General features: G+C 64.6%; 12 protein-coding genes. 11 read left to right on the top strand and 1 reads right to left on the bottom strand.

Annotated features, from left to right (window positions below; all coding sequences use genetic code 11):
- Window positions 1–56: 56 nt before the first annotated feature.
- Entirely contained in the window at window positions 57–881 is an 825-nt protein-coding gene (locus tag ABD059_RS16030; RefSeq protein WP_343881856.1) for an undecaprenyl-diphosphate phosphatase, read from the top strand.
- Window positions 882–953: 72 nt separating this feature from the next.
- Window positions 954–2,231: a cysteine--1-D-myo-inosityl 2-amino-2-deoxy-alpha-D-glucopyranoside ligase gene (gene mshC, locus ABD059_RS16035; protein WP_343881858.1), complete on the top strand. Its 1,278-nt coding sequence runs from the start codon at window positions 954–956 to the stop codon at window positions 2,229–2,231.
- A 61-nt stretch (window positions 2,232–2,292) separates the two neighbouring features.
- Here mshC and ABD059_RS16040 read toward each other — a convergent pair whose 3' ends face one another.
- Window positions 2,293–3,147: a PAC2 family protein gene (locus ABD059_RS16040; protein ID WP_343882167.1), complete on the bottom strand. Its 855-nt coding sequence runs from the start codon at window positions 3,145–3,147 to the stop codon at window positions 2,293–2,295.
- Between the two features lie 137 nt (window positions 3,148–3,284).
- On the opposite strand from ABD059_RS16040, the gene ABD059_RS16045 reads away from it, so the two are divergent.
- The 9 genes from ABD059_RS16045 to pafA all read left to right on the top strand — a co-directional run bounded on the left by ABD059_RS16045 (window position 3,285) and on the right by pafA (window position 13,063).
- Window positions 3,285–4,061: an HAD family hydrolase gene (locus ABD059_RS16045; RefSeq protein WP_343881860.1), complete on the top strand. Its 777-nt coding sequence runs from the start codon at window positions 3,285–3,287 to the stop codon at window positions 4,059–4,061.
- Window positions 4,058–5,215 (top strand): site-2 protease family protein, encoded by a 1,158-nt coding sequence (locus ABD059_RS16050; protein ID WP_343881861.1) that lies wholly within the window; start codon window positions 4,058–4,060, stop codon window positions 5,213–5,215. Before ABD059_RS16045 ends, ABD059_RS16050 begins: the two co-directional genes overlap by 4 nt.
- Before the next feature lie 54 nt (window positions 5,216–5,269).
- Window positions 5,270–6,358, top strand: coding sequence for a tRNA (adenine-N1)-methyltransferase (locus ABD059_RS16055; RefSeq protein ID WP_343881863.1), 1,089 nt, complete (start codon window positions 5,270–5,272; stop codon window positions 6,356–6,358).
- A gap of 101 nt (window positions 6,359–6,459) precedes the next feature.
- Window positions 6,460–8,223: a proteasome ATPase gene (arc, locus tag ABD059_RS16060; RefSeq protein ID WP_343881865.1), complete on the top strand. Its 1,764-nt coding sequence runs from the start codon at window positions 6,460–6,462 to the stop codon at window positions 8,221–8,223.
- A 65-nt stretch (window positions 8,224–8,288) separates the two neighbouring features.
- Complete coding sequence (gene dop / locus ABD059_RS16065; RefSeq protein WP_343882169.1) at window positions 8,289–9,875, top strand: depupylase/deamidase Dop; 1,587 nt, start codon at window positions 8,289–8,291, stop codon at window positions 9,873–9,875.
- A gap of 50 nt (window positions 9,876–9,925) precedes the next feature.
- The gene (locus ABD059_RS16070; protein ID WP_343881867.1) at window positions 9,926–10,138 is read left to right on the top strand and encodes a ubiquitin-like protein Pup; all 213 of its coding nucleotides are present in this window, start codon (window positions 9,926–9,928) and stop codon (window positions 10,136–10,138) included.
- 5 nt (window positions 10,139–10,143) lie between these two features.
- Complete coding sequence (prcB, locus tag ABD059_RS16075) at window positions 10,144–10,968, top strand: proteasome subunit beta (RefSeq protein ID WP_343881869.1); 825 nt, start codon at window positions 10,144–10,146, stop codon at window positions 10,966–10,968.
- Between the two features lie 2 nt (window positions 10,969–10,970).
- Window positions 10,971–11,702 carry a proteasome subunit alpha gene (gene prcA, locus ABD059_RS16080; protein WP_343881871.1) on the top strand — a complete coding sequence of 244 codons (732 nt, stop codon included), beginning with the start codon at window positions 10,971–10,973 and terminating at the stop codon, window positions 11,700–11,702.
- A complete protein-coding gene (gene pafA / locus ABD059_RS16085; RefSeq protein WP_343881873.1) occupies window positions 11,702–13,063 on the top strand; it encodes a Pup--protein ligase in 1,362 nt (453 codons plus the stop codon). Before prcA ends, pafA begins: the two co-directional genes overlap by 1 nt.
- The last annotated feature ends 8 nt before the right edge of the window (window positions 13,064–13,071 follow it).

Below are 13,071 nucleotides of genomic sequence, written 5' to 3' on the forward strand. Positions count from 1 at the left end.
CGGCGAGGGCGGTCGCCTACCGGAGGTTGACGGCTGAATACTCTAGGGTCTTACTTGTGAATTGGATCGAAGCTGCCATCCTGGGCCTGGTGCAGGGCCTGACGGAATTCCTGCCCATCTCCTCAAGCGCCCACCTCCGAATTGTCGGCGAGTTCCTCCCGAACGCCCAGGACCCGGGCGCCGCCTTCACGGCGATCACCCAACTTGGCACTGAAACAGCAGTGGTGGTGTTTTTCTGGCGCGACATTGTCAGGATCATTCGCGCCTGGAGTCGGTCACTCGTCGGCAAAGTACCCACCAGCGACCCGGATGTGAAGATGGGGTGGCTCGTGATCCTCGGCAGCCTTCCGATCGGTGTACTGGGGCTGCTCTTCCAGGACCAGATCGAGAGCACCCTGCGCAGCATGTGGTTGACCGCCACCATGTTGATCGTGTTCGGGCTCATCCTGGCGGTGGCAGACGCCGTCGGGAAACAGGACCGGTCCCTGGACCAGCTGACGTACCGCCACGGCATTTTCTACGGCTTCGCCCAGGCTCTGGCCCTCATTCCCGGCGTCTCCCGCTCGGGCGGCACCATCACCGCGGGCCTCTTCATGGGGTACAACCGCGAAGCCGCGGCACGCTATTCTTTCCTGCTCGCCATTCCGGCGGTGTTCGCCAGTGGTTTCTTCCAGTTGTTCAAGAGCATCGGCGAACCTGGGCCCTACGGGCTGGGGGAGACGGCTCTTGCCACCGGTATCGCCTTCGTGGTCGGTTTCATCATCATTGGCTGGTTTCTGAAGTTCGTCTCCACCCGCAGCTACGGTCTCTTCGTCTGGTACCGCATCCTGCTGGGCCTGGCCTTGTTCCTGCTCCTCGGATTCGGCATCATCAACCCCTGATTCCCCTGTCAGCGGAACGTTTGGGGCGGATCCCTGGTCCGGTCACCGCTGCAAGGAACGTATTGTAGAAGGGTGATTGCGTGGAACTCTCGACCTATTCCTGTCCTGCCCGGCGGAAGCGCCGACATCGGCCTGTACGACACCAAGCAGCAGCAGTTCGTTGCGCTGCCGACGGACTCCCGTCATGGCCTCTACGTCTGCGGGATCACCCCCTACGACGCCACCCATATGGGCCACGCCGCGACGTATGTGGCATTTGATCTCCTGAACCGCCTCTGGCGCGACTCGGGCGCCGTCGTGAACTATGTCCAGAACGTCACCGACATCGACGACCCGCTGCTGGAACGCGCGGCCGCCACCGGGGTGGACTGGACTGATCTCGCCACGCAACAGACGGATCTGTTCCGCGAGGACATGTACGAGCTCAACGTGATCCCCCCGGACCACTACATCGGGGCGGTCGAGTCGATCGAGTGGATTGTCCCGGTGATTGAATCGCTGCTGGAACGCGGTATCGCGTACCCGGTTGCCGGCGACGGGGCGGAGCCCGACGGCGACATTTACTTCTCGGTGGACGCAGCGTCAGCGTCGCTCACGGGGCCAGAGGCGTGGTTCCTGGGCGCCGTGTCCCACCTCGGCCAGGATGAGATGACGGGGCTCTTCGCCGAACGCGGTGGGGACCCCGCACGCCCCGGGAAGAAGCATCCGATGGACCCCCTGCTGTGGCGGGTGGCACGGGCGGGCGAACCTGACTGGGACGGTAACACCCTGGGTCGGGGCCGGCCCGGCTGGCATATCGAATGCGCAGTGATTGCCCAGAAGTTCCTCGACCTGCCGTTCACTGTGCAGGCGGGCGGCTCTGACCTGGTTTTCCCCCACCACGAGATGAGTGCAGCCCACGCTGAAGCTGCAACCGGCACGCCATTGGCCAGGCATTACTCGCACGCCGGGATGGTTGGCCTGGACGGCGAGAAAATGAGCAAGTCCCGCGGCAACCTGGTACTGGTGTCGTCCCTGCGCAGGGACGGCGTGGATCCGGCCGCGATCAGGCTGGCCATCCTCAACCACCACTACAGGTCGGACTGGTCATGGACCGACAAGCTTATTCCCCGCGCCCAGGACCAGCTGTCCAGCTGGCGGCTTGCCCTGGGATCGGCCACTGAGGAATCGGCCGCCGCGCTGACCGCTGAACTCCGTGCGGCACTGTCCAATGACCTCGACGCCCCCGCAGGGGTGGCTGCCGTGGACAGCTGGGCCGCGGAGGCGCCCACCTCGGGCGGGACAGCTGACGGAGCCGCCCGCGTCGTCGACGCGCTTGATGCGCTGCTCGGGGTCAGGTTGACCCGCTAGGACAGGCCTGTTCGACCGGGCAGCAGCTCAGTGCCAACGACAAGTCACTCCTGACAACAGCTCAGTCCTTGCGACGCTTTTTCAGATACCGCTCGAACTCCCGGGCAATCGATTCCCCGCTCGCCTCGGGCAGGTCTGCGGTGTCCTTGGCTTCTTCCAATTGCCGCACATAAGCGGCGACCTCGGGGTCCTCGATAGCCAACTCGTCGACACCGCGCTCCCACGCCTCCGACTCCTCGACCAGGACGTGCATGTCCAGTGACAGATGCAGCATCTCTTCGAGCCGGTTGAGCAGGGCAAGCTGCGCCTTGGGGGAGGGTGACTGCCCCACATAGTGCGGTACGGCCGCCCACAGGGACAGCGTCGGAATGTCGGCCAACGACCCCACCTCACTGAGCACTCCAACAATCCCGATGGGACCCTCATAGGTGGACGGCTCAATGTCGAGGTTCTCGCGCATCAAATCATCATCCGAGGTGACCGTGACCGGTATGGGCCGGGTGTGCGGCACATCCGCGAGGAGCGCCCCCACCAGGATGATGCAGTCGACATTGAGTTCTTTGGCCGAGGCAATCAGTTCCGCTGTGTACGCACGCCACTTATAGGACGGTTCCACGCCGTGCACCAGGATGAGGTCCACGTTCGTGTCGGGGACCGAGGCCTTGCTGATCCGGGTGGTGGGCCACTTGATTTTGCGCTGCCCCTGGGCATTCCGGGTCACCACCGGGCGGGTGAACTGGAAGTCGTAGAACTCATCAGCATCGATGGTGGCAACCTTCTCGCTGCCCCAGTATCTCCCCATGAATTTCAGGGCGTCGCTGGCCGCCTCGCCAGCGTCATTCCACCCCTCGAAGGCGGCAAGCATGACGGTCACCCGCTGGTCGGGGGAACCACTGTCCTGAAAAAGGCCACGCAGTCCGGGCTGGACGCTCTCGTCAAAGGTACTCACCACTTCACCCTAAACCTCCCCACGCGGTGTTGGCAGCTATTGACTACACCTTCGCGCAGAGCCAAAGCGGCTACCGGGCACCGGCCTCCCCGTAGACTGGGGGCATGGCTAATTCCGATCCCAGCTCAGCTGTGTCAATTTCCAGGCACGCAACCCGCGACGACGTCGAGGGCCTCCAGGCAGTCCTCTGGGACATGGACGGGACCATTGTCGATACCGAGCCGTACTGGATCCAGGCCGAAAAGGATCTGGTCGGGAAACACGGCGGCACCTGGTCCACCGCCGACGCCGAAGCCCTGGTGGGGCAGGCCCTGTCCTTCTCGGCGGGAGTCCTCCAACAGGCCGGCGTCGACATGACTATCCGCGACATCATTGATCACCTGACCACCGAGGTCCAGACCCGGGTCGCCGAAGCCGCGCCCTGGCGGCCAGGCGCCGTCGAGTTGCTGGCTGAGCTGAAGGAGCAGCAGATCCCCTGCGCCATGGTCACCATGTCCGAGGGGCCCCTCGCCGCTGAGGTGGCACGTCAGCTCCCGGCAGGGACGTTCGAGTTTCTGGTCACCGGTGACATGGTCCGGCGGGGAAAGCCCGACCCGGAGGCTTACCAGTTGGCGTTTGACTCCCTCGGCGGATCGACGGGCACGTTAACCAAGCACCGGGTCGTCGCGATAGAGGATTCACTTCCCGGCGCGACCTCGGCCGGATCCGCCGGTCTGGTGACGCTGACGGTCCCCCACATGATGCCGCTCCCGACCGATCGGGGCTGGTATCAGTGGCCTACCCTGAGACAGAAATCGGTGGCTGATCTCAACCAACTGGTCCTCGCCCACCGGTCGTCGCTCACCGAGCGGGCGGTCCCGGCCGAGAAGGCTTCGCGGTGACCTCACCCGAGGCTCCTGGGCTGCAGCGGCGGGAGGGTATCTCCCTGGGACGGCTCTGGGGAATCCCCATCGTGCTCGCCTGGTCCTGGTTCGTCATCGCCCTGTTCGTGGTGGTGGTCTTCGGCCCGCAGGTGGCCCGTGCCTTTCCCGGGATCGGGGCCGGAGCCTACGGCATGGCCCTCGGGTACGCGCTGCTGCTCGCCGCGTCAGTGCTGGTCCACGAACTCGCCCATGCGTTGTCAGCCCGGGTGTTCGGCTGGCCGACCGCGCGGATTGTGCTCAACCTCTGGGGCGGCCACACCCAGTTCGAAAACTTCAACGCCAGCCCGGGCCGCTCACTGATCGTGGCGCTGGCCGGCCCGGCAGCTAACTTTCTCCTCGCCCTCGCCGGCTGGTGGGCGGTCCCGCTCTTTGAACCCCAGTCGGTAGGCCGCCTGCTCGCTGACATCTTCGTGTGGGCAAACCTGTTGGTGGCCGTGTTCAATGTGCTGCCGGGCCTGCCCCTCGATGGCGGACGAATTGTTGAATCTGCTGTCTGGAAGGCCACCGGCAACCAGGACAAGGGCACCGTGGCGGCGGGCTGGGCCGGCCGCGTCATTGTGATCCTGCTGGTGGTTGCCGTCCTCGGACTTCCTTTGCTCGCCGGAGGGACGCCCGACCTGACGGTGGTCATCATCGCAGCGGTGATGGGCGCGTTCCTCTGGATGGGCGCAACGGCGGCTATCAACAACGCCCAGATGCGGCTCCGCCTCCCGGCGATCAGTGCTGGCCGATTGAAGCAGCCAGCCTTCAGCATCCCGGCCGGAACCACCGTGCTGACGGTCAGGAAACTCGTCCGGGACAACCCGGGGGCAGCGATCGTCCTGACCGGTGCGGGCGGGCAACCCGAAGCAGTAGTCGATACCGGCGCCCTGCTCAGCGTCCCGGACGACGCGGCCGAGACCACCCTGATCAATGCGGTTGCCCGGGCACTCTCTCCCGGCGCCTATGTGCCGGAAGCAGCTGTCGGCCAGGAACTGGTGCAGTTCCTCGCCAAGTTGCCCGGCAGCGAATACGCGGTCATCGACCGGATGGGACGCGTCACCGGCCTGCTCCACCAGTCGACGGTGGTGTCCGCGATTACCGGCAAACCCTACCCCGGCCAGAATTCCTGACCTGCCGCCACCGATGTGTGCGTGCACGACCCCAATAGCTAAGGACAATCGTTGATGAACACCCCCGGAAGCACCCCCGCGGAACACCCTCCCCATGGTGCAGCCGTCCGCCGAGGCCCTTTCCGGGCAGGTGAACGTGTGCAACTCACGGATGAGAAGGGCCGCATGAACACCATCACGCTGACCCCCGGCGGCGCCTTTCACACTCACAAGGGTTTCCTGCTCCACGACGGGCTGATCGGTTCCCTCGAAGGAACTGTGCTCACCAATACCAGCGGCCAGCTGTATCAGGCCTTGCGCCCGCTCCTGTCCGACTTCGTTCTCTCCATGCCCCGCGGCGCGGCAGTGGTCTATCCCAAGGACGCCGGCCAGATCATCACCATGGCCGATATCTATCCGGGTGCGCGAGTGGTGGAAGCCGGGGTGGGCTCCGGCGCCCTCTCGATCTCTCTGCTTCGCGCCGTCGGCGACTCCGGCTACCTGCATTCCTTTGAGCGGCGGGCTGAATTCGCTGACATTGCACAGGGGAACGTCGAGACCATCTTCGGGGGGCCTCATCCGGCGTGGAAAATCACCCTGGGCGATTTCCAGGAGCAGGTGGTCGAGCAGGAGGAACCCGGCAGCGTCGACCGGGTGGTGCTCGACATGCTCGCCCCCTGGGAATGCCTCGACGCGGTAGCCACCGTCCTCGCGCCGGGCGGGGTGTGGATCAACTATGTTGCAACGGTGACGCAGCTGTCCCGCACCGCCGAAGCAATCCGGGCTGATGGGCGTTTCACCGAACCGGATGCCTGGGAATCGATGGTCCGCGGCTGGCACCTCGAAGGGCTCGCCGTCCGACCCGACCACCGCATGGTTGCGCACACCGGCTTCCTCCTGATCACCCGTCGGCTGGCGCACGGGGTCACCGGTCTGACGACCAAGCGGCGCCCCTCGAAAACTGACTTCAGCGCAGAGGATCTGAATGCGTGGACACCCCAGGCAGTGGGTGAGCGTGAAGTGTCGGACAAGCGGCTACGCCGGGTGGCCCGCGATGCCAGCTCCACGATCCAACGCGGCGCGCTGCCCGCCGACGAGGCACAGGCCCGCCGCGACCAGATCGCTGACGCCGCCCGTGAGGTGGACGGGCCGACAGAAAGCTAGGACCAAGTGCTACCCGGAGCGGCGGCTATCAGGAATAACCCGGCTCACTGCGCTATGGTCGAATGAGAGCATTAGTCGAGCACTGAAGGTGGGCGATCCGCATGGCTGACTTCGAGAACGTAGACCCTCCGGAACGGTCCGCTGCCGAGCACCCCGAGGCCGGGGCGAGCCAGCTTGCTGCGGCCCAGCGGCAACTGAACGTCCTGCGGGACCGGCTGCGTAACATTGACCGGCAGCTCTCCTCAGCGGCCCAGAACAACACCAAGCTGGTTGCCGCCCTCGAGGCGGCGCGTGCCGAAATTGTCAGACTCAAGGGGGCCCTCGAGAACGAAGGTGCCACCCCGTTCAGTTTCGGCACCATCATCCAGCTGAACGCGCAGCGGCCCGTCGACCCGGGTACTGTGGCGTCCACCGCGTCTCAGGACAGTGCTGACATCCTGCAGTCCGGCAGGAAGCTGCGGGTCGCGATCAGCCCGCTGGTCAGTCTGGCTCAACTGATGCCCGGCCAGGAAGTGCTGCTCAACGAATCCCTGACCATCGTCGCGGGACTGGCGTTTGAACGCTCCGGCGAGCTGGTGACCGTGAAGGAACTCCTGGGCTCCGACCGTGCCCTGGTCATCGGGCGGGCGGACGAGGAGCGGGTGGTCAGGCTCAACGGCCCGCTGCAGTCCGAGCGGATCCGCGTCGGTGATGCGCTCTCGGTTGACAACCGGTCCGGCTACGCACTGGAGAAGGTCCCGCGGAGCGAGGTTGAGAACCTGGTGCTCGAAGAGGTCCCGGACATCGCGTACGAGGACATTGGCGGGCTTGGTCCGCAGATCGAGCAGATTCGTGACGCCGTGGAGCTGCCGTTCCTCCACCCTGACCTCTACCGGGAACATGGTCTGAAGGCGCCCAAGGGCATTCTGCTCTACGGCCCGCCCGGTTGCGGCAAGACCCTGATCGCGAAGGCCGTCGCGAATTCGCTCGCGGCACGAGCCATTGAACGCACCGGGTCCACCGAGACGCGGAGCTACTTCCTCAACATCAAGGGCCCCGAGCTGCTGGATAAGTATGTGGGGGAGACCGAACGCCACATCCGGCTGATCTTCGCCCGGGCCCGCGAGAAGGCATCGGACGGCAGTCCGGTGGTGGTGTTCTTCGATGAGATGGATTCCCTGTTCCGGACGCGGGGTACCGGCGTCTCTTCGGACGTCGAAACGACTATCGTTCCCCAGCTTCTCAGCGAGATCGACGGCGTCGAGAAGCTCGAGAACGTCATCGTAATTGGTGCCTCCAACCGGGAGGACATGATCGACCCAGCCATCCTCAGGCCCGGCCGGCTGGACGTGAAGATCAAGATCCACCGCCCCGACGCCGAGGGTGCGGCCGAGATTTTCGGCAAGTACATCACCGAGAACCTGCCACTGCACGACGACGACCTCAACGAGTACAACGGTAGCCGTGCAGCAACCGTGCAGGCGATCATCCGGCGCACGGTCGAAAAAATGTACTCCACTGAGAAGTCCAACGAGTACCTCGAAGTCACCTATGCGAACGGTGATACCGAGATGCTCTACTTCAAGGACTTCAATTCCGGTGCTGTCATCCAGAATGTGGTGGACCGGGCCAAGAAGTATGCCATCAAGGATCTGCTCCTCGACGGCCAGAAAGGCCTGCGCATCGAGCATTTCCTCCGGGCCGTCGTCGACGAGTTCCGTGAACATGAGGATCTCCCCAACACCACCAACCCCGATGACTGGGCCCGGATCTCCGGCAAGAAGGGGGAGCGGATCACCTACATCCGCACCATCGTGCAGGGCAAGGCCGGGCAGGAGCCAGGAAAGACCATCGAAACCACGCCCAATACCGGACAGTATCTGTGACACCAGCCGGACCCCACGCCGATCCGTCAGTCCTCGACCCCGAACGGTTCTCCGCCCACCGCGTGATGGGCACCGAAACCGAGTACGGAATCATCGCGCCGTCGATTCCTGACGCCAACGCCACAGTCCTGTCGTCACAGGTGGTGAACGCCTACGCAGCGACCCTGAGGGAGGGCCTCGGCAACCTCGCGGGAACCCGCTGGGACTACACGGATGAAGCGCCCCTGGCTGACGCCCGCGGGTGGCAACAGGCCAGGCACGCAGCCGATCCGTCCCAGCTGACCGACAGCCCACCGATCCTCACCGCCGAGCAGGTTGCCCTGGTCGATGCCGCACTTGACGACGTCGGCCCGCTGGATTCGGGGGTCCTGATGAACCTGGTCCTCAACAACGGGGCACGGCTGTACGTCGACCACGCGCATCCCGAATACTCCTCGCCCGAGGTGACCAACCCGCTGGACGCCGTCCTGTGGGACCGGGCCGGCGACTCTGTCGCGCTGGCAGCGATGCGCCGGATCGCCGCCACCCCTGGCTTCGCTCCCGTCAACCTGTACAAAAACAACACCGATAACAAAAGCGTGTCCTACGGGTCGCACGAGAACTATCTGGTGCCGCGCAGCGTCCCCTTCAACCACGTCGCGGCCGTGCTGATTCCGTTCTTCGTCTCCCGCCAGACCATCTGTGGCTCGGGCCGGGTAGGAATCGGCGCTTCCCAGCAGGCACCCGGTTTCCAACTCAGCCAACGCGCCGACTTCTTCGAGAACGAGATCGGCCTGGAAACGACCGTTCGCAGACCCATCATCAACACCCGGGACGAGCCTCATGCGGTCGCCGAGAAGTACCGGCGGCTCCATGTCATTATCGGCGACGCAAATCTGAGCGAGATCTCGAACTACCTGAAGATGGGGACCACCTCCCTGGTGTTATCCCTGATCGACAGGGACAAAGCGCCGATTCCCGAGGTCCAGGACCCGGTACGGGAACTGCAGGCGGTCAGCCACGATCCGACGCTGAGGCACCGCATCAGGCTGGCGGACGGCCGAATGGTGACCGCCCTGGACCTGCAGGAAATCTACCTCGACGCCTGTTTGGCGGAATCGGACCGGCAGGGTGGAACCGATCCACAGAGCGCTGACGTGTTGCAGCGCTGGGGCACCCTCATCGATACACTGCGCCGGGACCCTTTCGACGCCGCGCATCACCTTGACTGGGTGGCCAAGCTCAAGGTGCTTGAGGCGTATCGCAGCCGCGACGGAATGGCCTGGGATGACCCCCGTCTGGCCCTCGTGGACCTGCAGTACTCAGACCTCCGGCCAGAAAAGAGCATCTACCACCGGCTCAGCGCCCGCGGCCAGATGGACCGGCTGGTCACCGATGAGCAGGTGCACGCCGCCGTGTCTCATCCGCCCGAAGACACCCGAGCCTACTTCCGTGGCCGCTGCATCAGCAGTTTTCCCCGCGAAGTGGTGGGCGCCAGCTGGGATTCAATCATCTTCGAGCTGCCGTCCCAACGCCGGTTGCAACGAATTCAGACCCGTGAGCCCCTTAGGGGAACGGCCGCCCTCACCAGAGAGTTGTTTGCTGCGTCGGCGGACGCCGAAGAATTTGTTGCCCGGCTTCTGAGCAGGCCCCAATCCAACATGGCACCATAGACATCACTAGGTTTTGCGTATCACACCCGCAGCAATGAAAGGTGCCAGCCATGGCGACACAGGACCGCAGGAACACCGGGTCACGGCCCGAGCAGCAGGACGAACAGCAGGACACTCCGGTTCCCGACACCGGAGCGCCTGAGGGCGGCGCCCCGACGGCGCAGACCCAGGGGGTTGAAGACCTGCTGGACGAAATCGATGGTGTGCTCGAATCCAACGCTGAAGAATTTGTCCGCGGCTTTGTCCAGAAGGGCGGCCAGTAGCCTCAATGATTCCGGAAGACGCCACCGCGTCGATTGGCCGTGCAGCCTCCACGTCGTTCAGCGGGTATCTGGGGGCGAACCACCCCGATCTGCTGCCCTCCAGCCGCTCTGCCGGCGGGTTGACACCGGCCAGCGCCGCAACGGTGGCGCCGCACGCCACCACCATCGTGTCCATGACCTATGCTGGCGGCGTCCTGATGGCCGGTGACCGGCGGGCAACGATGGGCAACATCATCGCGAGCCGGCACATCGAAAAGGTCTTCCCCGCCGATATGTTTTCGGTCCTCGGCATTGCGGGTAGCGCCGGGATAGCCCTCGACATCATGCGGCTCTTCCAGGTGGAATTGGAGCACTACGAGAAGATCGAGGGCACCCTGATGAGCCTCGACGGCAAAGCCAACCGGCTGGCAGCGATGATTCGGGCCAACCTTCCCCTTGCGCTGCAGGGGCTGGCGGTCGTCCCCCTTTTCGCTGGCTTCGACACCGTCCAGCGGGTCGGTAGGCTCTTCTCCTACGATGTAACGGGCGGTCGTTATGAGGAGCAGGAACACCATAGCGTCGGTTCCGGGGCCGCTTTCGCCCGGGGCGCCCTGAAGAAGCTGTGGAAACCGAATCTCGACGAGGACCGCGCGGTCCGGGTCGCCGTCGAATCCCTCTACGACGCGGCCGATGACGATTCGGCGACCGGTGGCCCCGACGTCGTCCGCCAGCTGTGGCCGGTGGTGTACACGGTCAACAGTGCTGGCGCCCGCCGGATTCCGGAGCGGGAGCTGGCGTTGGCCGCCGCGCAGGTCATCGATTCGCGCTCGGTGGCTGGACGGGAGGCATGAGCATGACACAACAGTTCTACGTTTCGCCTGAGCAGCTGACGAAGGATCGGGCCGATTTTGCCCGGAAGGGGATCGCCCGCGGGCGATCGGTGGTGGTACTCAGCTGCCGCGACGGGATCGCGCTGGTCGCCGAAAACCCGTCACCGTCCCTGCACAAGGTGGGCGAAATCTATGACCGCATCGCTTTCGCCGCCGTCGGGAAGTACAACGAGTTCGAGAGCCTTCGTCAGGCGGGGGTCCGTTACGCCGACGTGCGGGGGTATTCCTACGATCGGGAAGACGTCACTGCCCGCGGGCTGGCCAGTGTCTACGCCCAAAGTCTTGGCGCGGTGTTCACGGCCGACAGCAAACCCTTCGAAGTGGAATTGGCCGTTGCCGAGGTAGGTCCCCGGACCGATGCTGATCATCTGTACCGCCTCACGTTCGACGGCTCGATCGCCGACGAACAACGGTTCATCGTGATGGGCGGGCAGGCGGATGCCGTCGGTGACGCCCTGACCGGGCAGTGGGACGCCGAGCACAGTTTCGCGGAAGCGGTCAGGACCGCGGTGGATGCCCTCCGGCACGACGGCGGGGCGACCGGCGTTCCCCGGGCCCGCCTCAACCCCAACACCCTTGAGGTTGCCGTCCTGGATAGGGACCCGCTGACCACCCGCGGGGCCCGCCGGGCGTTCCGGCGGATCCTTCCCGACGAAGTGGGAGACATGCTGGGCTTCGGGAAGGACGGCGCCTGATGGACCGCCGGATTTTCGGCATCGAAACGGAGTTCGGCATTGCCTACTCAGGGCCCAACTCCCGCCCGCTGTCACCCGAGGAGGTGGCCCGGTATCTGTTCCGCAAGGTGGTGAGCTGGGGACGCTCCTCCAACGTGTTCCTCACCAACGGGTCCCGGTTGTACCTGGATGTTGGTTCCCACCCCGAGTACGCCACGGCAGAGTGCGACGACGTCGCCCAGCTCATCGCCCACGACCGGGCCGGCGAGCTGATTCTGGAGGATCTGGTGGCCGAGGCGCAGCGCAGGCTCGTGCAGGAAGGCTATGACGGACGGGTGTATCTGTTCAAGAACAACACCGACTCGGCGGGCAACTCCTACGGCAGCCACGAAAACTACCTCATTCCCCGGAAGCTTGAGTTCAGCCGGCTGGCCGACATCCTGATCCCGTTCCTCGTTACCCGGCAGCTCCTGGTCGGCGCCGGTAAGGTCCTTAAAACCCAGACCGGCGCTCTCTACGCGTTCTCCCAGCGCGCCGACCATATTTGGGAAGGCGTGTCGTCAGCCACCACCCGGTCGCGGCCCATCATCAACACGCGGGACGAGCCGCACGCCGATGCCGAGTATTACCGCAGGCTCCACGTCATCGCCGGAGATTCCAACATGTCCGAGACGACGGCCCTCCTGAAAGTGGGATCGGTTGACCTGATCCTGCGAATGATCGAGGCGGGCGTCATCATGAAGGACTTCCGGCTGGAAAACCCGATCCGCAGCATCAGGGAAATCTCCCACGATCTCACCGGGCGTCAGCCGTTGAAGCTCGCTAATGGCCGCACCATGTCCGCGCTCGACATGCAGCAGGAATATCTGGCGCGGGTACGCCAGTTCGTGGACACGAACGGGGCCCACACCCCCCACGTTGAACGGATCCTTGAGCTGTGGGGGAGGACCCTGCAGGCAATCGGCACCGGCGACCACAGTCCCATCGACCGTGAGATTGACTGGGCTATCAAGAAGAAACTGATTGACAGCTACCGGGACCGTCACGCTCTCGGCCTGGAATCCGCGAGAGTGGCACAACTGGACCTCACCTATCACGACATTTCCCGTGAACGCGGCCTCTATTTTCTGCTCCAGCAGCGGGGTGAGACCGAGCGCGTGGTCACCGACGTCGACATCAAGAATGCCGTGGACATCCCACCACAGACCACCCGCGCGCGGCTTCGGGGGGAATTCGTTCGACGCGCGAAGGACGCCAACCGGGATTTCACCGTCGACTGGGTGCATCTGAAGCTCAACGACCGCGCCCAGCAGACCATCCTGTGCAAAGACCCGTTCCAGTCGGTCGACGAACGGGTCGACGCGCTGCTCGCCCAGCTGTGAATCCCCGG

This window comes from Arthrobacter flavus (assembly GCF_039526005.1).
Classification (GTDB): domain Bacteria; phylum Actinomycetota; class Actinomycetes; order Actinomycetales; family Micrococcaceae; genus Arthrobacter_D; species Arthrobacter_D flavus.

Excerpts from the sequence above, each read along its gene's own strand:
- ABD059_RS16045 (WP_343881860.1), top strand. The coding sequence starts at position 3,285 with ATGGCTAATTCCGATCCCAGCTCAGCTGTGTCAATTTCCAGGCACGCA.
- ABD059_RS16055 (WP_343881863.1), top strand. The coding sequence starts at position 5,270 with ATGAACACCCCCGGAAGCACCCCCGCGGAACACCCTCCCCATGGTGCA.
- arc (WP_343881865.1), top strand. The coding sequence starts at position 6,460 with ATGGCTGACTTCGAGAACGTAGACCCTCCGGAACGGTCCGCTGCCGAG.
- dop (WP_343882169.1), top strand. The coding sequence starts at position 8,289 with ATGGGCACCGAAACCGAGTACGGAATCATCGCGCCGTCGATTCCTGAC.
- ABD059_RS16070 (WP_343881867.1), top strand. The coding sequence starts at position 9,926 with ATGGCGACACAGGACCGCAGGAACACCGGGTCACGGCCCGAGCAGCAG.
- prcB (WP_343881869.1), top strand. The coding sequence starts at position 10,144 with ATGATTCCGGAAGACGCCACCGCGTCGATTGGCCGTGCAGCCTCCACG.
- prcA (WP_343881871.1), top strand. The coding sequence starts at position 10,971 with ATGACACAACAGTTCTACGTTTCGCCTGAGCAGCTGACGAAGGATCGG.
- pafA (WP_343881873.1), top strand. The coding sequence starts at position 11,702 with ATGGACCGCCGGATTTTCGGCATCGAAACGGAGTTCGGCATTGCCTAC.